This window comes from Paenarthrobacter sp. NPDC090522 (assembly GCF_044769225.1).
GTDB lineage: Bacteria > Actinomycetota > Actinomycetes > Actinomycetales > Micrococcaceae > Arthrobacter.
Genome location: NZ_JBIVXL010000002.1, coordinates 369,226 through 391,296 on the forward strand (window position 1 = coordinate 369,226; position 22,071 = coordinate 391,296).

Sequence of the window (22,071 nt, forward strand, 5' to 3'; positions counted from 1 at the left end):
CCCCAATGTATGCCTGCCGATGCCGCCCGGTCATATTACCCACCGGTACAGTGGTCATAACTGCAAAGGAAAGGCGGCAGACTGTGGCTGACGGCGCACGGGCAAACGATGGGGCACCAGCAAAGCAGGAACGGACTGGTTCACCGCGCTCAGCAAGGTTGCCGCGGGACGAACGCCGCGCGCAATTGCTCAACGCTGCCCTGGAAGTTTTCGTGTCCAACGGCTTCCACGGTGCCGCCATGGATGAGATCGCTGAGACCGCCCATGTGAGCAAGCCGGTGCTCTACCAGCACTTCCCCTCCAAGCGGGAGCTGTACATGGCGCTCCTGGACAGCCATCTCGCCGCGCTGACCGAACTGATGCTCACCGCCTTGAATTCCACCTCGGACAACAAGGAGCGCGTCAAGGCCGTCATGCGCGCCTACTACAAGTTCATTGCGGACGACGACCAAGCGCACCGGCTGGTTTTCGAGTCGGACCTGATCAACGATCCCGATGTCAGTTCCCGCCTGGAAACGTTCAACAAGACCTTTGCGGATGCCGTGGCCCATGTCATTGCCGAAGACACCAAGCTCCCCCCACTGGAAGCGCAACTGCTGGGCCGCGGCCTGGCCGGAATGGCCCAGGTCAGCGCACGGTACTGGCTCGAAACGGACGGAAACCTGGACCTCGATGTGGCCAGCGATCTGATCTATCGTTTAGCTTGGCGCGGAATCAGTCGATTCCCCAAAGAGTCCTAGGCTACAAATAAAGGACTGACCTAATTCTTGATTGGCTTGGAGGCCTTGCTGTGGAAGTAAAGATCGGCATTCAGAACGTCGGCCGTGAAATTGTGCTCGAATCCGCATTGGACGCTGACGCGGTCGCCAAGCTCGTTGCGGACGCCCTCTCCAAGGGTTCCGAGTTGCGGCTGACGGACGACAAGGGCCGCCAGGTGATCGTTCCCGGCAGCGTCCTGGGCTACGTCGAAATCGGCGCCGAAGAAGTCCGGCGCGTGGGCTTCGGCGCCCTCTGACACTTTGCCCTGACTACTGCCGCTAAGGAGTCCCCATGCTTTCACTCGTCGTTGTTGCGTTTGCGACTGTCGCCACCGGCTTCCTGGTGTGGGCAAATGACAAACGACACGGCAAGTACGGCATTGCCCTGCCGGCCGGAGTTTCGTTGGGCATCGGCGCACTGGCCTGGGTGGCTTTCATCGCGGCCGGCCTGGGCTACCAGCCTGGGCTGACGTGGATTCCCTATGTGCTGCCCATCGTGCTGGGCACAGCTGCCGCGGCAGGCGCTGTGGTCTACCTGGGCCGTACGCGCACCTCGCGGGATACTACGGCCCTGACCAAGGCCCTGCGCCTCTAGGCAGTCCCGGACGTTCCGGTCCCATAAAGTTCCGGTTCCTTAAACTCGTGTGGCCACCGCCGTTGGGCGGTGGCCACACGAGTTTCCACGTCAGAGGAACTCTGCGCGGCCCTCCATGGCAGAGGACGCCAGGGCATGCTCCCGCCGGGGAATCCGTCCAGCCTGACGGGCGAACCGGCCGGACAGGACGGCGTGTTTGAAAGCCTCACCCATCAGGGCCGGGTTCTGGGCCCGGGTCACGGCGGTGGCCAGGAGGACGGCGTCGCACCCCAACTCCATGGCAAGCGCCGCGTCGGAGGCCGTGCCGATGCCCGCGTCCAGGACTACCGGAACAGAAGCGCGGGAGACGATGACCTCAATGTTGTGCGGGTTGAGGATACCCAGGCCTGTTCCGATCGGCGCGCCAAGCGGCATGACGGCGGTGGCACCAAGGTTCTCCAGGCGCAGGGCCAGCACCGGATCGTCGTTGGTGTACGCGAAGACCTTGAAGCCCCGGTTCACCAACTGTTCCGTGGCCTCCACGAGTTCCACCGCGTCGGGAAGGAGCGTGTGTTCGTCCGCGATGACCTCAAGCTTGACCCAGTCGGTCTCCAATGCCTCGCGGGCCAGTTCGGCCGTCAGCACCGCGTCCTTGGCCGTAAAGCAGCCTGCAGTGTTGGGGAGCACCCGGATGTTGTTGTCCACCAGGAGCTGGAACAGCGACCCTGCCTCCGCTGGAGAGTAGCGCCGCATGGCCACGGTGGTCAGTTCCGTCCCGGATGCCAGGAGCGCGGCTCCGAGGCCTTCAAGGCTGGGGGCGCCTCCCGTTCCCATGATCAGACGGGACGAGAGCTCAACACCGTCAATGACCAACGGGTCAATCCGGGTTTCAGTGCTTGTTGTGGTCACGGTTCAGCCTCCTTGGACTGCGGTAACGAGTTCCAGTTCATCGCCTTCAGCGAGGTCCGTGGCGGCCCATTGGCTGCGCGGCACCACTTCCGAGTTGCGTGCGACGGCGACGCCCAGCTTGCCGCCGTCGGCCGCCTGTCCGCGGTGGTCCAGTGCGCGGCCGGTGACGGACGTCACGAGGGTGCTGACGGAGGCGCCGTCCACTACTGCGTGGTCTGCTCCGTTGAGTTTGATGTTCATGCTGATTCCTTGGTGAATGGTCCGGTATGAGGGGAGGTATGGATGGCGGGTGCACTTCCCTGCGGGGCAAAGCGGTCCGGCCTGAAGCGTGACCACCTGGGATCGGCCGGGCCGGTCATCAAACCGCCCACGATGGCCGCAGCCACGGGCGTCAGGAGAACTCCGTGCCGGAAGAAGCCCGTGGCGACAATCAGGCCCTGGACCTCCCCCCCGGCACCGGCCACCCGTCCCAGCAACGGTGCATTGTCCGGAGTTCCCGGCCTGGCGCGGGCTGTCGCTTCGAGGAGTTCCAGTTCTGCGACGGCGGGCACAAGGACCTGGGCATCGCGCAGGAGTTGGTAGACGCCGCCGGCCGAGACGGCGTTGGAACTGGCAGACAATCCGTCTTCGCGTTGGGTGGCCCCGACTACCACGGTCCCGTCCTCCCTGGGAACGATGTAGACGGGCACACCCCGCACCATTCCGCGGATGGTCGACGTGACAAGGGGCTGCAGGGATTCCGGGACACGGAGCCGGAGGATGTCCCCGTAGACCGGCCGCAACGGGAGATGGAGCTGCTCCGGGAGGCCGTTGACGGTTGCAGCGTCCAGGCCATTGGCAAGGACTGTTTCCTTGGCCGAGACCCGCCTGCCGCTGCTGGATTCAACGCCGGCTACGCGTCCTTCGTCCCAGAGCAGGCGGACGGCCGTTTCCCGGAGGTGGAAGCCGGAATCGGTCCCCTCGATCCAACTGGTATCGGCGGGACAGTGGGCAGCCAAACCGGCCAGAAGCCTCGCCGCCAGCTTGCGGGGATCCACTTGATGGTCCGCCGGTATGTGGAACGCGCAGGATACCTGCGGACTCAACAACGGCTCCCGCCCACGGGCATCCCTCAGCAGGAGTGGCTCCACCTGGAGTCCCGCAGCCACCTGGACTGCCCGGAGGTCCGCGAGCGCACGGCGGTCGGCGGCGTCGGCACCCACGGCGATGGTCGCCGTCGTGCGGTATCCGGCGGCTTCCCTCGACCCGGCGAGGCTGTCCACGAAGGCGGGCCAGCGCCGCGACGATTCCAGCATGAGTTCCAGGAGATCTTCCTCCTGGTAATGGAGCTCGCTGACGGGAGCCAGCATGCCGGCAGCGGCAAAGGTTGCTCCACTTGCCGGTGCCGGATCGATGAGGACCACCGAACGGCCCAGGCGTCGCGCCTCATGCGCGATTCCGAGTCCAATGACGCCGCCGCCGATGACGGCGACGTCTGCGTGAATGGCTTGTGCCATGGATTCCCTTCCCTACGCCGGTACTAGCCGGATCAGGTCAAGCGGTCGGCGCTGAAGCCCTCTCAGCCGGACAGTCATAAAGACGATCGTCGCGGCTCCCGCAGTACGTGCCCAGTTTAGAGGAACTACTCTGGTTTGCATGACCCAGCCTGATCTCCTTTCCCCTGCCCGCCTGTATTTGTGCACCGACGCCCGCCGGCGGCAGGACGACTTCGAAGACTTTGTGGACGCCGCGTTCGAGGGCGGAGTGGACATTATCCAGCTCCGCGACAAGACGCTCGAGGCTGCCGAAGAACTGGAACTGCTGGAGGTCCTGAACAAGGTTGCCAGCCGCCACGGACGCCTTTGGGCCGTCAACGACCGCGCCGATGTTGCCCGTATTTCCGGGGCTCCGGTGTTCCACATCGGCCAAAAGGACATCCCTCTGGGGGCGGCCCGGGAGCTGCTCCCGGTCGAGGAAACAATCGGCCTCTCCACCCACTCGCCCGAGCAGGTGGACGCGGCTGTGGCCGCTTCCCAGGGACCTGGTGGCCTGGACTACTTCTGCGTAGGCCCGCTCTGGGCGACACCCACCAAACCGGGCCGCGCTGCTGTGGGGCTGGACTTGGTCACATATGCCGCGGAGGCCGTAAAACAAGCCGGGGTGGACCTGCCCTGGTTCGCCATTGGTGGGGTTGACCTTGGAAATGTGGAGCAAGTAGTTGCCGCCGGTGCCAGCCGCATCGTGGTGGTCCGCGCCATCACCGAGGCGGAGGACCCGACGGCGGCCGCGCGGGCGCTGCTTTCGGCGCTCGACGCGGCCTAGGCCGTCAGCCCAAGCCCCGTCATGCGGCGCCCGTGCCGTTCGGCCAGCTCTGCGGTGAGCTGATGGACTGCGGCACGGGATCCGTGTCCATCGCGCAACAGTGGTCCCAGGTCCGGGTGCTCCAAGCCCACCCGCTGGGCCTGGGTGAGGGCCTCCCCCACAATCCGGCGGCCCCAGAGCGAGAGCCGCGAAGCCAGCCGGGGGTCATCCCGCAGGGCCCGGCGCAGCAGGATCCGCAGGGCTTCGGTAGCTTGATCGGCCGAGCAAACCTGCTGGACGAAATGCTGGATCCCGGAATCGAGGAACCCGGCGACCGTTCGGTAAAAGTCCGCCGATACGGTGTCGATGACATAAGCCTTCGTCACCGACTCGAACCAGTCTCCCGGCGGGGTCCGCTCGTGGAAATGGTCGAACGAACCCTGGAACGGGAGCATGGCGTCCTCAGGGTCGTTCCCCATTTCGGTGAGCCTGCCACTGATCACGGCATAGTTTCCGAAGGCGCCAACAGCGATCTTCGCCAGCATGGCCCGTTCGCGAAGCGTCGGTGCCAACCGGGAGTCGGAGGACAACCGGCCAAAGGCGGACAACTCCCCGTAGGCCATGGCACCCAGCAGCCCGGCGGCGAGCTGTCCCGGGGAGTCGTTGCGGCCTGTGGAGGTGCCCATGTTCCAAGACTATCCGTCGAATTCGGGCTAGTCTGACTTTCGTGTCACATCATCGGATAGCGCCCAACGTCGACGATTCTTCCGACCAGCTCGCGGAGTCCCTGGCTGCGCTCAGGACCGAGCTGGAACTGCCCGGCGAGTACCCCGGCGATGCGTTGGCTGAGGCTCGCGCGGCCGTTGAACACCATCAACTCCCCGCCCGGGATTTGCTCGACGTTCCTTTCGTCACCATTGATCCCGCCACTTCCACCGACTTGGACCAGGCCCTTTTCATCGACCATTCAGGCGAAGGCTACAAAGTCCTTTACGCCATTGCGGACGTCCCCTCTTTTGTTGTGCCCGATGGAGCCTTGGACGCGGAAACCAGGCAGCGCGGCCAGACCTACTACGCTCCCGACGGCCGGATTCCCCTCCACCCGGAGGTGATCAGCGAGCATGCCGGCAGCCTGCTGGCCGGGCAGGATTGCGGGGCGTTCGTGTGGGACTTCGACCTTGATGCAAAAGCGGACGTCGTGTCCGTCTCCGTCGCGCGCGCCAAGGTCCGGAGCCGCGCGAAGCTGAGCTACAAGGGTGCCCAGGAGCAGATAGATTCCGGCTCGGCCCTTCCTGTCCTCCAACTGCTGAAGGAGGTCGGACTGAAACGAGTGGAGCTGGAACGCAAGCGTGGTGGTGCCAGCCTCAACATGCCTGAGCAGGAGATCGTCCAGGCGACTGGTGGCGGCGGGTACCGGATTGTGGCTGCCCCTTCGCTTCCCGTGGAGGATTGGAACGCCCAGATCTCCCTCATGACGGGCATGGCCGCGGCCCGCATGATGCTCGACGGCAAGGTAGGGATCCTGCGCACCATGCCCGCGCCGGACGAGCGCTCCTTGCTTCATTTCAAGCGGCAAACCCAGGCCTTGGGCAAACCGTGGGACGGCGACATCACCTATGGCGAGTACCTGCGTACCCTTGATGCTTCCGATCCCAAGCAACTGGCCATCCTGCACTCCGCAGGCACGCTGTTCCGGGGCGCCGGGTACACGCCATTCGATGGCGAGGTCCCGGAGGATGTCATCCAATCGGCCATCGGGGCGCCGTATGCACACACCACCGCTCCGCTTCGCCGCCTGATCGACCGCTTTGTCCTGGTGATCTGCGAAGCGCTGAGCGGCGGACACGACATCCCTCAATGGGCCCGCGAAGCACTTCCTACGCTCCCGGAGATCATGGCGTCCTCGGACCAACTGGCCGGGAAGCTGGAACGCCTGGCCCTGGACACGGTGGAGGCTGCCCTGGTGGCCAACCACATCGGTGAAGAATTCGATGCCGTGGTGATCTCCGGATCCAAACCATCCAACGGAAACGGCAACGGGAACGGCAACGGACCGTACGGCACCATCCAGATCCAGGAACCGGCCATCACGGCCCGGTGCGACGGTGAGCTTGAGTCCGGCACCCAGGTCAGGGTGAGGCTGGTGAAGGCCGATATTGCCAGCAGGGAAATCCGTTTCGCCCTGGTCGCGTGAAGCCGCCACGGTGCCGATCCGGGGTTTGGGACGGCCAGAGGATAGACTTGGCCTGTAGTAATGGATGCCCGGTCGTTGATTCAGTTAATTTTTGAACTCAACAAGCCCGCCCCTACGCGATCTTGAGATGTGCCCGCTGGTCACCAGTGCCAGTACTTAGATAGCCCGCGATCGGCTTCCACTGGAATTGCTTGCGCGCCCGTTCGTGCTCCGGTACGGCTTCGCCGCCGCCGTTGAGCATGCAGCGCCAATGCCCAAATGAATAAGGAAACTCCCTGTGAGTGAATTGCACACCCATGAAGTCCTGACGGACTCCACCGGAACCGAATCAATCGAACCCGAGGAAACGATCACCTCGGATGAGACGCCCCACGAGATCGAAGAAAAATCGTTCGCCGACTTCAATGTGCGTGCGGACATTGTGGAGTCCCTCTCCGATGCCGGGATTACCCACCCCTTCCCCATCCAGGCCATGACGCTGCCTGTGGCGCTGGGGGGCCACGACATCATCGGCCAGGCAAAGACCGGTACGGGCAAGACCCTCGGCTTCGGCATCCCGGTCCTGCAGCGGATCGAAGGCAAGGAAGATCCCGGATACGCCAAGCTGGCAGTTCCGGGCGCACCCCAGGCCCTGGTGATCGTGCCGACGCGTGAACTCGCGGTCCAGGTGGCCAACGATCTCCAGACGGCTTCCCGGAAGCGCAACGCCCGCATCGCCACCATCTATGGCGGCCGTGCCTATGAGCCCCAGATCGAAGCCTTGCAGAAGGGCGTCGAGGTCGTCGTTGGTACCCCCGGCCGCCTGATCGACCTCTACAAGCAGCGCCACCTCAGCCTGAAGAACGTCAAGATGGTGGTCCTGGACGAGGCCGACGAGATGCTGGACCTCGGCTTCCTGCCGGACGTTGAAACGATCATCGCCGGCACTCCGGCAGTACGCCAGACCCTGCTGTTCTCCGCAACGATGCCCGGCCCCGTCATCGCCATGGCCCGCCGCTACATGACGCAGCCGACGCACATCCGGGCAGCGGACCCCAACGATGAGGGCCTGACCAAGCGGGACATCCGCCAACTGATCTACCGTGCGCACAGCATGGACAAGACCGAGGTGGTAGCCCGCATCCTCCAGGCCAAGGGGCGCGGCCGAACGGTCATCTTCACCAAGACCAAGCGCACCGCCGCGAAGGTTGCCGAGGAACTCGTCGACCGTGGTTTCGCCGCCGCCGCCATCCACGGTGACCTCGGACAGGGCGCCCGCGAACAGGCTCTGCGAGCCTTCCGCAACAACAAAGTGGACGTCCTCGTGGCAACGGACGTTGCCGCCCGTGGCATCGACGTGGAAGACGTCACCCACGTGATCAACTACCAGTGCGTTGAAGACGAGAAGATCTACCTCCACCGCGTTGGCCGCACCGGCCGCGCAGGCAACAAGGGCACCGCTGTGACCTTCGTGGACTGGGATGACGTACCCCGCTGGGCATTGATCAACAAGGCACTGGGACTGAACGTTCCCGAGCCGGTGGAAACTTACTCCTCCTCGCCGCACCTGTACACGGACCTGGACATTCCCGAGGGCACCAAGGGCCGCTTGCCCCGCGCCAAGCGGACGCTGGCCGGCGTCGACGCTGAAGTCCTGGAGGACCTCGGCGAGACCGGCAAGAAGAACTCCCGTTCCCGCGGCCAAGGCCGCGAAGGTGGCCGGGACCGCAGCCGCTCCGGCAAGTCCGGCGAAGGCAAGTCCGGCGATGCCGCGTCGGCCGAAACCAAGGGCGAGGGCGGACGCAACCGCACCCGCCGCCGTCGTACCTCAAACGGCGACACGTCCACCAGCGCACCGGCAGGCAACGAAGCAGACAGCACCTCGGAGAAGCCCGCACGGACGCGCCGTACGCGCACGCGCCGCCGCAACGGCGAAGTGGTGTCCGGCGACGCGTCCGGCACCACGCCCGCCAACACCGAGGCCTGACACGGCAGATGGCTGGAACTGTTTGGGCGCCGGACGGCAGCAACCTGGTGGTGCACGCGGATAACGCGGACTTCCTCCCCACGCTGCCGGACGGCGCCTTCACACTGATCTATGTGGACCCGCCGTTCAACACCGGCAGGGTCCAGCGCCGCCAGGAAACCCGCATGGTGCGCAACGCCGACGGCGACGGCGACCGGGTGGGCTTCAAGGGCCGCTCCTACGACACCATCAAGGGTGCCCTGCACAGCTACGACGACGCCTTCAGCGACTACTGGTCCTTCCTGGAACCCAAGCTCGTGGAGGCGTGGCGGCTCCTTGCCGATGACGGCACGCTGTACCTCCACCTGGACTACCGCGAGGTGCACTACGCCAAGGTGATGCTGGATGCAATCTTCGGCCGCGAATGCTTCCTGAACGAAATCATTTGGGCCTACGACTACGGCGCACGGGCCAAGAACCGCTGGCCCACCAAGCACGACAACATCCTGGTGTACGTCAAGAACCCCACGAAGTACCACTTCGACAACGAAGAAGTGGACCGTGAACCTTACATGGCTCCCGGGCTGGTCACCCCGGCCAAGCGCGAGCGCGGCAAGCTTCCCACGGACGTCTGGTGGCACACCATCGTTTCCCCCACCGGCCGCGAAAAGACCGGTTACCCCACCCAGAAGCCGGAGGGCCTGGTCCGCCGCGTGGTTGCCGCTTCCAGCCGCAAGGGTGACTGGTGCCTGGATTTCTTTGCCGGCTCCGGAACCCTTGGCGCCGTAGCCGCCAAGATGGGGCGCAAGTTCGTGTGCGTGGACCAGAACGAGCAGGCGATCGAGGTCATGCGCAAGCGACTGGGCAGCAAGGCGCTGTTTCCGGAGGGTTCAGGCGGCTCCCTTGGCGAAGGCCTGCACAGCGTCGGCGATCATCTGCACGGCAAGGGCTGACAGCAGCAGGCTCGCAGTCCCGTCCCCACCACGGACGCGAGCAACCAAAGGTCCGTCAGCGGACCACCGCGCAGCCCGTGGCCAGTTCCTCGATCCGTGCCAGAACGCCCGGGTCCGTGACATTCTCGCCCAACAGGTTTGGTTTGCCCGTGCCGTGGTAGTCGGAGGAACCCGTGATGAGCAGGTCATGCCGTGCCGCCAGCCGGCGGAGGAAGGCCCGTCCCTCCTCCGGGTTGTCCCGGTGGTCGATCTCGAGGCCCAGCAGCCCGGCGTCGATCATTTCCCGGTATGTCTGCTCCCCCACGATGCGGCCGCGTGCCGCCGCTACGGGATGCGCAAAGACAGGAACGCCTCCTGCCGCCCTGACAAGTTCGACGGCGATGGCCGGGTCGGGTGCGTAGTGCTGGACGAAGTAGCGCGAATGCGAGGTGAGGATGGAAGCGAAGGCTTCCGATCGGTCCGCCACCACGCCGGCGGCCACCAGGGCGTCGGCGATGTGCGGACGGCCCACAGTGGCTCCCGGTGCCACGTGGTGGATCACGTCGTCCCACGTGAGCGGATAGTCCTCGGACAACAACGTCACCATGCGCTCGGCACGGGTGAGCCTGGCATCCCGGGACTTGGTGATCTCCTCCAGGAGACCGGGATGTGCGGGATCGTGCAAGTAGCTCAGCAAGTGCACGCTGATGCCCAGTTCAGTCCGGCACGAGATCTCCATGCCGGGAACGAACGCCACACCTTGCGCCCGGGCCGCGGCCGCCGCCTGCGCCCAGCCATCGGTGGAGTCGTGGTCCGTCAACGCCACCGCGTCGAGGCCCGCCTCCGCGGCCGATTCCATGACCCCGGCCGGAGTCTCTGTTCCATCTGAAACATTCGAGTGCGCATGCAGGTCTATCCTCACTTTCCCAGCCTATGGGATGCGGGCTTGCTTGGCCGGTTGCGGCGTTGGCCTCCTCACGGAACTGGTGGGACGATGTAACGGTGAACGATGCCGAAAACACCCAGAACTCTGTGTCCCAGCCGTTGCAGGAGCGCGTCAACAACCGCTCCCAGCGGCCCACTTCCGATGCCTTCAAGGCGTTCATGGCCAGCAACTGGGCGCCCGCCCCGCAGGTGACCCCTGCGCGCGACGCCGTTGCCGACCACGCCGCGCGCCGCCGTCGTGCCATTTCCGAACTGTTCAAGGGCGAACGGCTCGTAGTTCCGGCCGGACCGTTGAAGGTCCGCTCCAACGACTGCGATTACCGCTTCCGCCCGCACTCCGGATTCGCGCACCTGACCGGCCTTGGCCTGGACCACGAGCCGGACGCTGTCCTGATCCTTGAGCCAGTGGCCGAAGGCAAGGGCGACGACGGCGGACACCACACAGCCACGCTCTACTTCCGTCCGCTCGCCGGCCGGGACACGGAACAGTTCTACGCCGACTCACGCGCAGGCGAGTTCTGGATTGGGGCACGTCCCACCCTCGCCGAGTTCCAGGCGCGTCTCGGCCTGCCCACGGCCCACATCTCCGAACTGGAAATGGCCATCACCAAGAACGTCGGCGCACCCGAAATCGGCGGCATCTCCATCCGGCTGGTCCGCAAGGTGGATGAGAACATCGACGCCCTGGTGGACACCGCACGCTACAACACTGCCAAGGATCCGGAGAACCTGGACCTGGGCGAACTCGATGCCCTGGACGAGAAGCTCAGTGAAGCCCTCTCCGAACTCCGCCTGGTCAAGGACGAGTGGGAGATCGAGCAGATGCGGATCGCTGTGGCCGCCACGGTTGAGGGCTTTGCCGACGTTGTCCGGGCCCTCCCCCGCGCATTGACCCACAAGCGCGGCGAACGCGTGGTGGAAGGTGCCTTCTTTGCCCGCGCCCGCGAAGAGGGCAACGAACTCGGCTACGACACCATCGCCGCGTCAGGCAACAACGCAACAGTGCTGCACTGGAACCGCAATACCGGAACGGTCGACGCCGGGGACCTCCTCCTGCTCGACGCCGGTGTTGAAGCCGATTCGCTCTACACCGCCGATGTCACGCGTACTTTGCCGGCCAACGGCACATTCTCCGACATCCAGCGCAAGGTCTATGAAGCCGTGCTCGACGCCGCCGATGCCGGGTTCGCAGCGGCCCGGCCGGGTGTGAAGTTCCGTGAGATCCACACGGCGGCCACCACGGTACTGGCCGAGCGGCTTGCTGAGTGGGGCCTGCTGCCCGTATCGGTCGAAGAGGCCATCAGCCCGGAGGGCCAGCAGCACCGCCGGTGGATGCCGCACGGCACCAGCCACCACCTCGGCCTGGATGTCCACGACTGCGCCCAGGCAAAGCGGGAACTCTACCTGGACGGCGTGCTGGCCGAAGGCATGGTGTTCACAATCGAGCCCGGCCTGTACTTCAAGGAAGAGGACCTGGCCATCCCTGCCGAGTACCGCGGCATCGGCGTTCGGATCGAGGACGACATCCTCATGACCGCAGATGGGCCCGTGAACCTGAGCGCCGCGCTGCCCCGCAAGGCCGACGACGTCGAGTCCTGGATGGCCGGTATCTACCAGGAGACCGAAAGCTAGGAACTCCGCTGCACACAAGAAAAGGCCACCGGAGAACCGGTGGCCTTTTCTTGTGTATTTGGCTGCTACTGCTTGGCGGAATCGCCGTCGCCGTTCTGCTGCGCTCCCTGTTCCGGCGCGTTCTGCCCCTCCGTGACCCGTACGCCGTACTGCGGACGGCCGTCGGGAAGGTCCGGGTAGCGCATGGGTGAAGGCGCAGGGTTCTGCGCGGGTTGCGCAGGACGCGGTTCCTGTTCGCCCGGCTGCGGCGCACGCTGGCCATAGGGGTCGTTCCAGGTGGACGGACGCTCGGGCTCCTGCCCGGGCTGCTGGAACGGTGTGTTCTGGGGGTTGTAGTTGCGGGCCTGTCCGGTGGCTGCCTGGGACGGGTTCATGGGCAGCTGCTGGAGGAGGCGCCGTGCCTCGTGGGCCGCTTCGAAGGCGACGATCACGTCATAGTTGGTGGCCACCACCTGGCTGGTCGAGGTGAAGTCGCGCTTTCCACGTTGCGTGGCGTAGGTGACGATGCCGAACAGCATGAAGAAAGCCGCACCCATCAGCACCGAGGTGATGATGGAGAACGGACCGCCCCCAGGCGTGAAAAAAGAGAGCATGACACCAACGAACAAGCCAAACCACATGCCGCTCAAAGCACCCGAAAGGGCAACCCTTGGATAGCTCAGGCGGCCGGTGACCCGCTCCACCATCTTGAGGTCGTTGCCAACAATGGACACCAGCTGCACAGGGAACTGCTGGTCGGCCAGATAGTCCACCGCCTTCTGGGCATCCAGGTAGGAGGTGTATGAGCCCACGGTGTCTCCTTGGGGGACGCTCCGGGATTCCTCAACGGCTTTTGGACCACCAAAAATGTTTGACATAGCTTCATTGTGTCGCATGGACATGTGCGGAGGCTGGAATTCAGCTAAAAGAGAGCAGACTCGGTAGCCTGTAAACATGAGCACACATCCCTCACGCGTCTTTGTCGCGCGCCTGCTCGGTTTGGACGTCTTCGACCCCTTGGGCGACCGTCTGGGCCGATTGCGTGATGTGGTGGTGCTCGCGAGGGGAACACGCGGAGCACCCCATGTGGTGGGCATCGTGGTTGAAGTTCCGGGCAAGAAGCGCGTTTTCGTACCCATGACCCGCATTACCTCGATCGACCAGACCCAGATCATCTGCACGGGCCTGGTGAACCTTCGGCGTTTCGAGCAACGCGGCGCCGAAACCTTGGTGGTGGCGGAAATGTTCGACCGCCGCGTGACTTTGGCCGATGGCAGCGGCGACGCCACCATCGAGGACATCGCCATGGACCAGCACCGTTCCAAGGACTGGTTCGTCAGCAAGCTCTTCGTCCGCCGCGGGCACTCGCTGTCCCCGTTGAGCAGGTTGCGCCGCAACGAAACCCTCATCATCGACTGGGCCGACGCGCAGACGGGTGCCCGCAACGAACCCCAGGCCGCAACCCAGTTCGTTGCCACCCACGAGGACCTCAAGCCGGCCGACTTCGCGGAAGCGCTGCAGGAAATGAGCGACAAGCGCCGCTTCGAGGTGGCCAGCGAACTGCAGGACGAACGCCTTGCCGACGTCCTCCAGGAACTCCCGGAAGACGATCAGGTGGAGATCCTTTCCGCCCTGGACGTTGAGCGTGCCGCCGATGTCCTGGAAGAAATGGACCCGGACGACGCCGCCGACCTCCTGGCCGAGCTTCCCTCCGCGCAGGCCGAGGAACTGCTTCAGCTCATGGAGCCCCAAGAAGCCGAGGACGTCCGCCGTCTCCTGGAATACGACGAGGACACCGCCGGTGGCCTGATGACGCCCGTTCCGGTCATCCTTCCACCTGAGGCAACGGTGGCCGAAGCCTTGGCGCACGTCCGCCGGGAGGAACTCTCTCCCGCCCTGGCGTCCTCCATCTTCATTGCCCGTCCGCCATTGGAGACGCCCACCGGCCGTTTCCTGGGCGTCGTGCACATCCAGCAACTCCTGCGTTTCCCTCCCCCGGAGCCCCTGGGCAACCTGGTGGACAAGAACCTGGAACCACTCTCGGACCAGGCCCACATCAGCGAAGTAGCCCGGACCCTGGCCACGTACAACCTCAACTCGCTTCCCGTCGTCGACGACGACGGCCGTCTTGTGGGGGCGGTGACTGTTGATGACGTGCTGGATCACCTGTTGCCGGATGACTGGCGCGCCCACGAGGACGACGCCCCTATAAGGAAACTCGGAGGCCGCATTGGCTGATAACAACGCCACCCGTTCAACCAAGTCATCGGGACGTTCGGAAAGCAGCCTGGACACACCCCTGAGCGGCCGTCAGCGGATCCTGCCCAAGTTCTCTCCCAATCCGGATGCGTTCGGCAACGCCACAGAGGGTTTCGCCCGTTTCATGGGAACGCCGCAATTCCTGGTCTACATGACCATCTTCTGTGTGTTTTGGCTGGCCTGGAACACGTTCGCACCCACGGACTGGCAGTTCGACCGCATGGAGTTGGGCTTCACGCTGCTGACGCTCATGCTTTCCCTGCAGGCGTCCTACGCAGCTCCCCTCTTGCTCCTCGCCCAGAACCGGCAGGATGACCGGGACCGCGTCTCGCTGCAGCAGGACCGCCAGCGGGCAGAACGGAACCTGTCCGACACCGAGTACCTCACCCGCGAACTCGCTTCGCTGCGCATCGCGCTGCGCGAGGTAGCCACGCGCGACTATGTCCGCGCCGAGCTCCGCAGCCTCCTCGAGGACATCATCGATGCCCAGGAGGAACTGAGGGAAGGCGAAGCGGCCGCGGAGGACGGCGAGTCGCCACGCGAACGGGTGAAGGAGAAGCTGAAGGAAAAACGTGACAAGTCGCGCGGACCCCGGACCCAGCAAATCCCCAAGGTCCGCCCACAACGGAGCGGCCCGCAGCACTCCAGCAGCAAATCAGCACCTGAACACCCCGAGAGCCGAGCCTGACCCCATGAGTACCGCATCCACCGAGTCGCTTCATGCTGCCCTGGCGACTGTCATCGACCCCGAACTCCGGCGCCCCATCACCGAGTTGGGCATGGTCGAGTCCGTCTCCGCCGGCAGCGACGGCGTGGTCCACGTGGTGGTCCTGCTGACGATCGCCGGCTGCCCGCTGCGCGAAACCATCACCGGCGATGCCACTGCGGCCCTCTCCAGCGTGGAGGGAGTCACCGGCGTCGAGGTGGAACTCAAGGTCATGACGCCGGAACAGCGGGATGCCCTCAAGGAACAGCTCCGCGGTCCCGGTGGGCAGCGCGGCATCCCTTTCACCAAACCGGAGTCCCTCACCAAGGTCTACGCCGTGGCCAGCGGCAAGGGCGGCGTGGGCAAGTCCTCCGTCACGGTCAACCTGGCCAGCGCGCTGGCCGCGCAAGGCCTCCGCGTGGGCATCGTGGACGCGGACGTCCATGGCTTCTCCGTGCCGGCTCTAATGGGCATCACCCAGAAGCCAACGCAGGTTGACGACATGATCCTTCCCCCGGTGGCTTTCGGTGTGAAGGTCATCTCGATCGGCATGTTCGTGGCGGGAAACCAGCCCGTCGCCTGGCGGGGGCCGATGCTGCACCGCGCCCTGGAACAATTCCTCACGGATGTCTACTTTGGCGACCTCGACGCCTTGTTCCTGGATTTGCCTCCGGGAACCGGTGATATCGCGATCTCCGTGGCGCAACTCCTGCCGAACGCGGAAATCCTCGTGGTCACCACACCGCAGGCAGCCGCGGCGGACGTCGCTGAACGGGCCGGCACCATCGCCACCCAGACGGGGCAGAAAGTGGCCGGCGTCATCGAGAACATGTCCTTCCTGGACATGCCCGACGGCGGCCGCATGGAACTGTTCGGAAGCGGCGGTGGCGCTGCACTCGCTGAGCGGCTGAGTTCTGCCGTCGGCGCCGACGTTCCCCTGCTTGGCCAGATACCCTTGGACATCCGGCTCCGGGAAGGCGGCGACGAGGGCAAGCCGGTAGTCCTCGCTGAAGCGCAGACCACTGCTGCCAAAGCCTTGCAGGACATTGCCGGCAAGCTCGCAGCCCGTCCACGTGGACTCTCGGGGATGTCGCTCGGGATCCAGCCCCGCTGACGCTCTACGGGTCAGGTGGCCTCGGTGTCGAACGGGGCGGCCTCGCCCTCGGCCAGGCGCTCGATGACGCGGGCCGGCGCTTGGGGCCTTGTTTCAGCAGTTGCGGCCGCTACCGCGGCAGTGGCGGCGGGAGCACCTGCGCTCAAGGGCTTGGAATCCTCTTCGAAGAGCGCGTCCTTGATGATCCTGCGGGGATCGTACTGGCGGGGGTCGTATTTCTTCCAGTCGACTTCATCGATGTCGATGCCGACTTCTTCCTTGATTTGCTCCCTGGCCCCGGAGGCCATCCGGCGCACTTCCTTCACCAGGTTGGCGAGCTTCTGAGTGTATTCGGGCAAACGGCTGGGACCGATGACGAGTACGCCGATAATGAGGAGGACTATGAACTCCGGACCGTTGATTCCAAACACGCTACGAAGATTACCTTGTCTGTGAAGCCGCTCATAAACCAGCAGGGCGCAGCAAGGTCCTGAGGCCGCGCAGCAGCCTGTCGGACCACGTCTCTGCGGCTGGCACTTCCGAACTGGCCGCCATGGCATCGGCGGCACGGACCAGTTCGGGGACGGCGTCATCGGCCTTCTCCGCGGGCAGGTCCGAGGAATAGCTGAGGATCCCCGAGGGAGTCCGGTACACGGCACCCCAGGGACTTCCCTGGGTCAGGGTGAGCTGCGCCGTTGTTGGCTGGGATGCCGTGGGCAAGTGCTCTTCCAGGACGGTGGCGTGATGTCCGTTGCTTTCCAGCTTGAGCTCCACCGCTGGGTGCCCGTTGTGGAGCGTCGCCTCCGCGGATATCACGTGGAAGCCCATCGCGGACAACTCCGGGCAAGCCCATCCTTGTTCACGAAGCGAGGCGAGCTGCTCCGGCCCGAGGCTGACGGCCCGGACCGTCTTGGTCCCTTGCTCGACCATGAGTTCCGCGGGACCACCCGTCACGGCCCCTGCCACCGAAGCGACGCTGCCGCTGGCCGCAGCGCGTGCCTCCGGAATGGGATCCCCGGCCACCGCGTAGGCGGACATTGCCAACGCACCAGCGCTCACGGCCAGCGTGCCGGCCGCGACACCGGCAAGGCGCAGACCCCTCCAGCTGGCGGAGGCCGGCCGCAGGTCATCGAAAGGTGAATCGGACTCGCCGGCCAAGTGCTGCGTCCGCTGCAGGAGCCGCTGCGTCAGGTCCTCACTGGCCTGGGGCACAGCCGAGTCCCGCAGGCGCTCCAGATACTGTTGCTCACGCCTGAGGGCCAGGCGGCAATCCGTGCATTGGTCCAGGTGCCCGGGGTTCCGGGAATGGCGAAGGTCAGCGATTTTGCGCCGGGGCGGAGGCCCCGGTACCGAGTGGCGTTCCGGCATCGACTGCCTAGAGGATGCCGGCGATGCGGGGCATCTTCAAGCGCGGCTTGCGCGCCCCTGCCGACCTCGGGTCGCGGTGGGCGAGCTTCTCGCGGAGCATGGTACGGCCGCGGTGGATCCGAGACCTGACGGTGCCCAGCTTCACGCCCAGCGCCTCGGCCACCTCGTCGTAGGACAGACCCTCAAGATCGCAAAGAACGACGGCGGCGCGGAAGTCCGGCGGCAATTCCTCCAGGGCGCGCTGGACATCCAGGTCCAGGTTGTTGTGCTCGAAGCTCTGCTCCGGTCCCGGCTCGCGGCCGGGAAGCCGTGACTCAGCGTCTTCGGCAAGGGCATCAAAGCGGATGCGGCTCTTGCGGCGGGCCTGGTCGAGGAACAGGTTGGTGGTGATGCGGTGCAGCCAACCGTCCAGGGTTCCGGGCTTGAAGTTCTCCAGCGAGCGGAACACCCTGACGAAGACTTCCTGGGTGAGGTCTTCGGCGTCGAACTTATTGCCGGTCAGGCGATAGGCGAGGCGGTACACCTTGGCGGAGTGGTTCGTGACCACTTCCTCCCAGCTGGGCATAACCCATTCAGCAGCGGCCTCGTGGCTTTCCGATGTTTGGACTGGCGCAGCATGCGATGCCGGCATCGTCCACTCCCCTCAAACTGTGGTTCACCGGAGTCCGGTGCCGCTCAACGCGTGGGTGAACGGATAAATATCATGTCAGGGTTGTCTGGGAATTTCCTGATCGGGCTGCACATTCCCCGCACAGCGCAATCCGGGGCCCGGCCTCCTGCGCGGACACAGCCTCCGCCGGACCACGACCGCCCGGTTTGCAGGCCGGAACACAGTAGTCTGGTAGGGAAAACCCCCTCCACGCGGAAAGCGGATCCCTTCATGAGTGCCGACAAGTCAACCAGCTGGTCCTATGCAGAAAACCTGCCTGCTGAGGACGAGGTCTTGCTGCGTGCCCGCGAACGGTCCTTTGAACTGGGCGTCAGCCCGGTCAGTCCGGGCGTGGGCGCCGTCCTCACGGTCCTGGCCGCGGCATCAAAAGCGCAGACAGTGGTGGAAGTTGGCTCGGGCGCCGGCGTTTCCGGTGTTTGCCTCCTGCGCGGGCTGGGGCCGCAAGCTGTGCTGACCACCATCGACGTCGACGTCGAACACCTCAAGGCCGCCCGTGAGGCCTTCCTGGAGTCCGGATCCCCCGCAAACCGGATCCGCACCATCTCCGGCCGGGCCGCCGATGTCCTCCCCCGACTGACCGACAACGCCTATGACCTGGTCTTCATCGATGCCGACAAGCCGAATTTTCCGCGCTACGTGGACCAAGCCGTGCGGCTCCTCAAGTCGCGGGGCACCCTGGTGATCAACGATGCCCTGGACAAGGACAGGGTCTCCAATCCCGCTGCGCGGGAGGCCACCACGGCAGTCCTGCGACAGGTTGGGAAGACCATTCGCGATGACGACCGCCTGGTCTCGTCAATGCTTCCCACCGGCGACGGCCTTCTGGTAGCGGTCAAGAAATAGCAATTCGGCTTTCCGGGCGTTGATTACCGCCCGGCAAAAACAAACTGACCATGCTTAAACAAAAACAAGGCCCGGCATGCGCCGGGCCATGTTTTTGTGCATCTATTCGGTAACGCCCACCAGGCATTCCTTGAGGTTCTCCGCTTCTGCGGCATTGAGCTCGACGACAAGCCGCCCACCGCCTTCGAGCGGCACACGCATAATCAGGCTGCGTCCCTCTTTGGTCACTTCCATAGGGCCGTCGCCAGTACGTGGTTTCATAGCCGCCATTAGGAAAATCCCCTCCATTTGTCCCAAGTCACGCCCAACCCGGCCGGGCTGGATCCGCGTCGCAATTGCAGCCGGCGGCAACGCTTGGGAGGCCGCCTTGGCCGGGCACTTTTCGGTGCTTTTGTCCTTGCTCGTATTTCATTATCCCGTACTTACCCGCCCGTAGCGAATCAATGGACTAATTCACGGCGGGTAGTCCCCGCCTCCGGGCAATTGCGCCCAGGCCCAAAGCCACACCACCCAGACGATCTGGAGGAGCAGGAACATGACCACCACGGCGCCGCGGTATGCCTTTGATTTCGAAAGCAGTGCGGCACCCAGGGCCAACGGAAAAAGGGGCAGCAGCATCCGGAACGTACTGGTCTGCGGATGCAGGAATACCAACAGGTAGCCCATGTAGCACGCGCACCAAAGCCGCAGCTCCATTCCCAAGGCCCGGACGGGCTTGGACACCATGGCCAACACAAAGAGGCCGGCAAAGACGAACGGGGCGAGGACTCCCAGGACAGGGCCGAAGAGCATGCGTCCCGTATCAAACCACGGCTTGAAGGGGACCAGCTCATCGCCCCGCCAGGCGGTCTCAGTACGCGTATAAGCCGCGGGATCACCCGTCACGGCCCAGGCAATCACCGGCCAGGCCAGCGCGGCAGCTCCGGTGATGCACACCAGGACAGCCAGGGACCACAGCGACCCCTTCGACGTGGCCGCGTCGCTTTGCCGTGCCGGGCCGAACCGCCGCCATAGCCGCCACAGCAGGAGCAGCCCAAGCATTGCAGCAAAGGGAACACCCGTTGGCCGCGAAAAGCACATGAGGACTACCACCGGGATGGCCGCAACGTAGCGGCGCCGCACCACCAACAAAAGCGAAGCTGCCAACAAGAGCAGGTTCAACGACTCCGCGTAGGGGACCTGGAGGATCGGAGAGATGGGAAACGTGGAAACGAAAACCACACCCCACATGGCGGCACGCCGGCCCGTCACTTCCCGGAACAGCTTAAAAATCACCAAAGCGGCGAACAACCCCGCAACCATTGCGATCGCCGTCAGGGACTGCAGTGTGCCAAGTCCGGTGATGGCGCCAACACCCCGCGCCAGGAAAGGGAACAGTGCGTAGAACGCCCAGGCGTTTTCCTTGACCACGCCGTTCTGGTCAACGGGCAGCTCCGAGGGGTAGCCGTTGTCGGCGGCCTGCTGGTACCAGCGACCATCCCAGATGGTGATGAATTTCCAGTAATCCGGCGCCGGCGGGAACCACGGATTGGTCCCTTGATGAATGGCGGCGGCCGCAAAGATCGCTGCGCTGACTAGCCTTGCGGCCAGATACACCAAGGCCACCTGGACCCACCACGGCCAGCCGGCAACCAGGTTGCCGGCCCGCAACACGACCTTGCCGAGACGGGCTGTGACACCCTCCGCGGCGGGCGCAGGCGGAAGGGGAACACTCATTGCGCTGCCCGCACAGATCCATCGCCGTCCGGATCCGTGGGCAGGAGGCCTTTGAGCCGCTCAATCTCACGGTCCTTGGCGAGCAACTGGTCACGGAGCTCGTCGAGTACCTGGTCCACTTGGTCCATGCGGTATCCCCGCAGCCCAAGGGCAAAACGCAGGTCGTCAACGTCGGTGGCGTCGGCCTGCCCCGGAAGGAGGACCGGGGGCAGATTGGGCGTGGGATCGTCCAGGCCCGCTCCCAAGGAACGGCCGCGGACAATCCCTGCGCCAAAGAACAACGCCGCCCCGACGAGGACGATTGCGAGAAACACGAGGAAAAAGCTCACAGGGACCATCGTGCCAGAAAGGAATCCCTACTCCGGGCGTTGTTCCCCTGTGGGCGTCGGCAAAGGCGTTCCGTGGAGCACCCGATGCACGGCGTCCGCAGGATCGTCCACGAGCTGGATGAGATCCAGGTCCTTCTCAGACACCATGCCTTCGGCAACCAGCGTGTCCCGGATCCATTCGATCATCGGACCCCAGAAGCGGACCCCCAGGAGCACGATCGGGAACGACGTGACCTTTCGCGTCTGGACCAAGACCATGGCCTCGAAGAGCTCGTCGAGGGTGCCGAGTCCGCCGGGGAGAACCACGAAGCCTTGCGCGTACTTCACGAACATCGTCTTCCGGGCGAAGAAGTAACGGAAGTTGATACCCAGGTCCACCCATTGGTTGAGTCCCTGTTCGAAGGGCAGCTCAATGCCGAGGCCCACTGAGACGCCATTGCCTTCGACGGCGCCCTTGTTGGCCGCTTCCATGGAGCCCGGTCCGCCACCGGTGATGACAGCCACCCCGGCTTCGGCCAATTTCCGGCCTACATCCACGGCCATTTCGTAGTACTCGGTTCCGGGGCGTGTCCGGGCAGAGCCAAAAACGCTCACCGCGGGACCAATGTCTGCCAACGCACCGAAGCCCTCGACGAATTCGCTTTGAATGCGCAACACGCGCCACGGGTCCGTATGAATGAACTGTCCGGCGCCGCTGGTGTCCAGCAAATGCTGGTCGGACATACCGGTGTCAGCCTGTTTCCGTCGCAGTTCCAGTGGGCCTTTGTGTTTAGCTGGCGCAACCGGTGATGGAAGTGGCGCGCTGCTCCCCACGCGACCGTTCGCGTCGGGGCTGGGAACTGGGTGCTGGCTGATACTCATTGCCCAAGGCTAGCGCTATTGCAGGGGTGCACTGCCCGTTGACCCGTGTGTTTGCATTGCAGTCTGATATATCGCTGG

Annotated in this window: 25 protein-coding genes and 1 riboswitch; of the genes, 12 read left to right on the forward strand and 13 right to left on the reverse strand. The window is 64.7% G+C overall.

Annotated features, from left to right (window positions below):
• Positions 1 to 5 precede the first annotated feature (5 nt).
• The 3 genes from ACIQT2_RS03750 to ACIQT2_RS03760 are packed head-to-tail and all read left to right on the forward strand — an operon-like array spanning position 6 to position 1,353.
• On the forward strand, positions 6 to 740 hold the full coding sequence (locus ACIQT2_RS03750) for a TetR/AcrR family transcriptional regulator (protein WP_400329521.1): 735 nt from the start codon (positions 6 to 8) through the stop codon (positions 738 to 740).
• Between the two features lie 50 nt (positions 741 to 790).
• The gene (locus ACIQT2_RS03755) at positions 791 to 1,015 is read left to right on the forward strand and encodes a DUF3107 domain-containing protein (protein WP_397322213.1); all 225 of its coding nucleotides are present in this window, start codon (positions 791 to 793) and stop codon (positions 1,013 to 1,015) included.
• 35 nt (positions 1,016 to 1,050) lie between these two features.
• The gene (locus ACIQT2_RS03760; RefSeq protein WP_400269738.1) at positions 1,051 to 1,353 is read left to right on the forward strand and encodes a hypothetical protein; all 303 of its coding nucleotides are present in this window, start codon (positions 1,051 to 1,053) and stop codon (positions 1,351 to 1,353) included.
• A gap of 90 nt (positions 1,354 to 1,443) precedes the next feature.
• Here the strand turns inward: ACIQT2_RS03760 and ACIQT2_RS03765 are convergent, their stop codons facing one another.
• The 3 genes from ACIQT2_RS03765 to thiO form a co-directional block, all read right to left on the reverse strand.
• On the reverse strand, positions 1,444 to 2,241 hold the full coding sequence (locus ACIQT2_RS03765) for a thiazole synthase (RefSeq protein WP_400329517.1): 798 nt from the start codon (positions 2,239 to 2,241) through the stop codon (positions 1,444 to 1,446).
• 3 nt (positions 2,242 to 2,244) lie between these two features.
• Positions 2,245 to 2,481 (reverse strand): sulfur carrier protein ThiS, encoded by a 237-nt coding sequence (thiS, locus tag ACIQT2_RS03770; protein ID WP_400329514.1) that lies wholly within the window; start codon positions 2,479 to 2,481, stop codon positions 2,245 to 2,247.
• A complete protein-coding gene (gene thiO / locus ACIQT2_RS03775; RefSeq protein WP_402943717.1) occupies positions 2,478 to 3,737 on the reverse strand; it encodes a glycine oxidase ThiO in 1,260 nt (419 codons plus the stop codon). The genes thiS and thiO overlap by 4 nt, the downstream gene beginning before the upstream one ends.
• Positions 3,730 to 3,849: riboswitch (TPP riboswitch) on the reverse strand. (Overlaps the previous gene by 8 nt.)
• Positions 3,850 to 3,876: 27 nt before the next feature.
• Between thiO and thiE the strand changes: the two genes are divergently transcribed.
• Positions 3,877 to 4,542, forward strand: coding sequence for a thiamine phosphate synthase (thiE, locus tag ACIQT2_RS03780; RefSeq protein ID WP_402943720.1), 666 nt, complete (start codon positions 3,877 to 3,879; stop codon positions 4,540 to 4,542).
• Here the strand turns inward: thiE and ACIQT2_RS03785 are convergent.
• Positions 4,539 to 5,207, reverse strand: a complete 669-nt coding sequence (locus ACIQT2_RS03785; protein WP_400329505.1) for a ferritin-like fold-containing protein — start codon at positions 5,205 to 5,207, stop codon at positions 4,539 to 4,541. The genes thiE and ACIQT2_RS03785 overlap by 4 nt on opposite strands.
• A gap of 41 nt (positions 5,208 to 5,248) precedes the next feature.
• Here ACIQT2_RS03785 and ACIQT2_RS03790 point away from each other — a divergent pair, with 41 nt between their 5' ends.
• The 3 genes from ACIQT2_RS03790 to ACIQT2_RS03800 all read left to right on the forward strand — a co-directional run bounded on the left by ACIQT2_RS03790 (position 5,249) and on the right by ACIQT2_RS03800 (position 9,613).
• Positions 5,249 to 6,715: an RNB domain-containing ribonuclease gene (locus ACIQT2_RS03790; protein WP_402943724.1), complete on the forward strand. Its 1,467-nt coding sequence runs from the start codon at positions 5,249 to 5,251 to the stop codon at positions 6,713 to 6,715.
• Positions 6,716 to 6,992: 277 nt separating this feature from the next.
• Entirely contained in the window at positions 6,993 to 8,681 is a 1,689-nt protein-coding gene (locus tag ACIQT2_RS03795; protein ID WP_400329500.1) for a DEAD/DEAH box helicase, read from the forward strand.
• A gap of 8 nt (positions 8,682 to 8,689) precedes the next feature.
• Entirely contained in the window at positions 8,690 to 9,613 is a 924-nt protein-coding gene (locus ACIQT2_RS03800; RefSeq protein WP_400329497.1) for a DNA-methyltransferase, read from the forward strand.
• 55 nt (positions 9,614 to 9,668) lie between these two features.
• Here ACIQT2_RS03800 and ACIQT2_RS03805 read toward each other — a convergent pair whose 3' ends face one another.
• Positions 9,669 to 10,514 carry a PHP domain-containing protein gene (locus tag ACIQT2_RS03805; protein WP_400329494.1) on the reverse strand — a complete coding sequence of 282 codons (846 nt, stop codon included), beginning with the start codon at positions 10,512 to 10,514 and terminating at the stop codon, positions 9,669 to 9,671.
• 80 nt (positions 10,515 to 10,594) lie between these two features.
• On the opposite strand from ACIQT2_RS03805, the gene ACIQT2_RS03810 reads away from it, so the two are divergent.
• The gene (locus ACIQT2_RS03810; RefSeq protein ID WP_400329491.1) at positions 10,595 to 12,169 is read left to right on the forward strand and encodes an aminopeptidase P family protein; all 1,575 of its coding nucleotides are present in this window, start codon (positions 10,595 to 10,597) and stop codon (positions 12,167 to 12,169) included.
• A gap of 65 nt (positions 12,170 to 12,234) precedes the next feature.
• On the opposite strand, the gene ACIQT2_RS03815 is transcribed toward ACIQT2_RS03810, so the two are convergent.
• A complete protein-coding gene (locus tag ACIQT2_RS03815; protein ID WP_400329488.1) occupies positions 12,235 to 13,026 on the reverse strand; it encodes a general stress protein in 792 nt (263 codons plus the stop codon).
• A 76-nt stretch (positions 13,027 to 13,102) separates the two neighbouring features.
• Between ACIQT2_RS03815 and ACIQT2_RS03820 the strand changes: the two genes are divergently transcribed.
• The 3 genes from ACIQT2_RS03820 to ACIQT2_RS03830 are packed head-to-tail and all read left to right on the forward strand — an operon-like array spanning position 13,103 to position 16,227.
• Complete coding sequence (locus ACIQT2_RS03820) at positions 13,103 to 14,386, forward strand: magnesium transporter MgtE N-terminal domain-containing protein (RefSeq protein ID WP_400269726.1); 1,284 nt, start codon at positions 13,103 to 13,105, stop codon at positions 14,384 to 14,386.
• On the forward strand, positions 14,379 to 15,095 hold the full coding sequence (locus tag ACIQT2_RS03825) for a DUF1003 domain-containing protein (protein WP_402943729.1): 717 nt from the start codon (positions 14,379 to 14,381) through the stop codon (positions 15,093 to 15,095). Before ACIQT2_RS03820 ends, ACIQT2_RS03825 begins: the two co-directional genes overlap by 8 nt.
• 4 nt (positions 15,096 to 15,099) lie before the next feature.
• Entirely contained in the window at positions 15,100 to 16,227 is a 1,128-nt protein-coding gene (locus ACIQT2_RS03830; RefSeq protein ID WP_400329482.1) for an Mrp/NBP35 family ATP-binding protein, read from the forward strand.
• 11 nt (positions 16,228 to 16,238) lie between these two features.
• Here ACIQT2_RS03830 and ACIQT2_RS03835 read toward each other — a convergent pair whose 3' ends face one another.
• The 3 genes from ACIQT2_RS03835 to sigE form a co-directional block, all read right to left on the reverse strand.
• A complete protein-coding gene (locus ACIQT2_RS03835) occupies positions 16,239 to 16,637 on the reverse strand; it encodes a Sec-independent protein translocase TatB (protein ID WP_400329480.1) in 399 nt (132 codons plus the stop codon).
• A 31-nt stretch (positions 16,638 to 16,668) separates the two neighbouring features.
• The gene (locus tag ACIQT2_RS03840) at positions 16,669 to 17,418 is read right to left on the reverse strand and encodes a hypothetical protein (RefSeq protein ID WP_402943731.1); all 750 of its coding nucleotides are present in this window, start codon (positions 17,416 to 17,418) and stop codon (positions 16,669 to 16,671) included.
• Between the two features lie 163 nt (positions 17,419 to 17,581).
• The gene (gene sigE, locus ACIQT2_RS03845; protein ID WP_400269721.1) at positions 17,582 to 18,205 is read right to left on the reverse strand and encodes an RNA polymerase sigma factor SigE; all 624 of its coding nucleotides are present in this window, start codon (positions 18,203 to 18,205) and stop codon (positions 17,582 to 17,584) included.
• A gap of 249 nt (positions 18,206 to 18,454) precedes the next feature.
• Between sigE and ACIQT2_RS03850 the strand changes: the two genes are divergently transcribed.
• A complete protein-coding gene (locus tag ACIQT2_RS03850) occupies positions 18,455 to 19,087 on the forward strand; it encodes an O-methyltransferase (RefSeq protein WP_400329474.1) in 633 nt (210 codons plus the stop codon).
• A 102-nt stretch (positions 19,088 to 19,189) separates the two neighbouring features.
• Here ACIQT2_RS03850 and ACIQT2_RS03855 read toward each other — a convergent pair whose 3' ends face one another.
• From ACIQT2_RS03855 to ACIQT2_RS03870, 4 genes are all read right to left on the reverse strand, one after another.
• Positions 19,190 to 19,357 (reverse strand): DUF3117 domain-containing protein, encoded by a 168-nt coding sequence (locus ACIQT2_RS03855; RefSeq protein WP_064721643.1) that lies wholly within the window; start codon positions 19,355 to 19,357, stop codon positions 19,190 to 19,192.
• Between the two features lie 183 nt (positions 19,358 to 19,540).
• On the reverse strand, positions 19,541 to 20,803 hold the full coding sequence (locus ACIQT2_RS03860) for a hypothetical protein (protein WP_402943734.1): 1,263 nt from the start codon (positions 20,801 to 20,803) through the stop codon (positions 19,541 to 19,543).
• A complete protein-coding gene (locus ACIQT2_RS03865; protein ID WP_400329468.1) occupies positions 20,800 to 21,141 on the reverse strand; it encodes a DivIVA domain-containing protein in 342 nt (113 codons plus the stop codon). The genes ACIQT2_RS03860 and ACIQT2_RS03865 overlap by 4 nt, the downstream gene beginning before the upstream one ends.
• A gap of 18 nt (positions 21,142 to 21,159) precedes the next feature.
• A complete protein-coding gene (locus ACIQT2_RS03870; RefSeq protein ID WP_400329466.1) occupies positions 21,160 to 21,993 on the reverse strand; it encodes a TIGR00730 family Rossman fold protein in 834 nt (277 codons plus the stop codon).
• Positions 21,994 to 22,071 lie beyond the last annotated feature (78 nt).

What these genes read in the sequence shown, in the direction of transcription:
- ACIQT2_RS03870 (WP_400329466.1), bottom strand. Translation starts at nt 21,993, where the DNA reads ATGAGTATCAGCCAGCACCCAGTTCCCAGCCCCGACGCGAACGGTCGC.
- ACIQT2_RS03850 (WP_400329474.1), top strand. Translation starts at nt 18,455, where the DNA reads ATGAGTGCCGACAAGTCAACCAGCTGGTCCTATGCAGAAAACCTGCCT.
- thiS (WP_400329514.1), bottom strand. Translation starts at nt 2,481, where the DNA reads ATGAACATCAAACTCAACGGAGCAGACCACGCAGTAGTGGACGGCGCC.
- ACIQT2_RS03820 (WP_400269726.1), top strand. Translation starts at nt 13,103, where the DNA reads ATGAGCACACATCCCTCACGCGTCTTTGTCGCGCGCCTGCTCGGTTTG.
- ACIQT2_RS03865 (WP_400329468.1), bottom strand. Translation starts at nt 21,141, where the DNA reads ATGGTCCCTGTGAGCTTTTTCCTCGTGTTTCTCGCAATCGTCCTCGTC.
- thiO (WP_402943717.1), bottom strand. Translation starts at nt 3,737, where the DNA reads ATGGCACAAGCCATTCACGCAGACGTCGCCGTCATCGGCGGCGGCGTC.
- ACIQT2_RS03750 (WP_400329521.1), top strand. Translation starts at nt 6, where the DNA reads ATGTATGCCTGCCGATGCCGCCCGGTCATATTACCCACCGGTACAGTG.
- thiE (WP_402943720.1), top strand. Translation starts at nt 3,877, where the DNA reads ATGACCCAGCCTGATCTCCTTTCCCCTGCCCGCCTGTATTTGTGCACC.
- ACIQT2_RS03855 (WP_064721643.1), bottom strand. Translation starts at nt 19,357, where the DNA reads ATGGCGGCTATGAAACCACGTACTGGCGACGGCCCTATGGAAGTGACC.
- ACIQT2_RS03800 (WP_400329497.1), top strand. Translation starts at nt 8,690, where the DNA reads ATGGCTGGAACTGTTTGGGCGCCGGACGGCAGCAACCTGGTGGTGCAC.
- ACIQT2_RS03860 (WP_402943734.1), bottom strand. Translation starts at nt 20,803, where the DNA reads ATGAGTGTTCCCCTTCCGCCTGCGCCCGCCGCGGAGGGTGTCACAGCC.
- ACIQT2_RS03785 (WP_400329505.1), bottom strand. Translation starts at nt 5,207, where the DNA reads ATGGGCACCTCCACAGGCCGCAACGACTCCCCGGGACAGCTCGCCGCC.
- sigE (WP_400269721.1), bottom strand. Translation starts at nt 18,205, where the DNA reads ATGCCGGCATCGCATGCTGCGCCAGTCCAAACATCGGAAAGCCACGAG.
- ACIQT2_RS03815 (WP_400329488.1), bottom strand. Translation starts at nt 13,026, where the DNA reads ATGTCAAACATTTTTGGTGGTCCAAAAGCCGTTGAGGAATCCCGGAGC.
- ACIQT2_RS03830 (WP_400329482.1), top strand. Translation starts at nt 15,100, where the DNA reads ATGAGTACCGCATCCACCGAGTCGCTTCATGCTGCCCTGGCGACTGTC.
- ACIQT2_RS03760 (WP_400269738.1), top strand. Translation starts at nt 1,051, where the DNA reads ATGCTTTCACTCGTCGTTGTTGCGTTTGCGACTGTCGCCACCGGCTTC.